Origin of the sequence: Streptomyces tricolor (assembly GCF_002155905.1) — a bacterium.
Classification (GTDB): domain Bacteria; phylum Actinomycetota; class Actinomycetes; order Streptomycetales; family Streptomycetaceae; genus Streptomyces; species Streptomyces tricolor.
The window spans coordinates 367-689 of sequence record NZ_MUMF01000703.1; the positions used below are offsets into that span (position 1 = coordinate 367).

A 323-nucleotide genomic window follows, 5' to 3' on the forward strand; every position below is an offset into this window, starting at 1 on the left:
CGGGTCGGCGGGTTCCGCCGGGCTCTCGCCGTCGCCGTTGGAAGCACGGTCGAGGCCGTCGTTGTCAGGAACGAGGTCGCCGTCCCCGGGTTCGGCCGGTGCGGTCGTGGCGGAGTCGGTGCCGGCGGGCCGCGGCTCGGCCGACGGGCACAGGGCGTTCCACCCCGCCACGAGCAGCGTGACGATACAGATCGCGAACCCCGTCAGGGCCACGATCTGCCGGTACTGCGCGACCCGTGCCGGGGGCCGCTTCGTACGGTTCCGCATCTGACTCACTCCCACACCTGAAGGGCTGCCGAGGTCCGGACGGACCCGTGCGTTCC

1 protein-coding gene is annotated in these 323 nt (G+C 72.8%); it reads right to left on the reverse strand.

Features of this window, described 5'->3' with window-relative positions:
* The coding region (locus CCN44_RS44745; protein WP_158103203.1) for a hypothetical protein at positions 1-267 on the reverse strand (267 nt) is incomplete at its 3' end.
* Positions 268-323 lie beyond the last annotated feature (56 nt).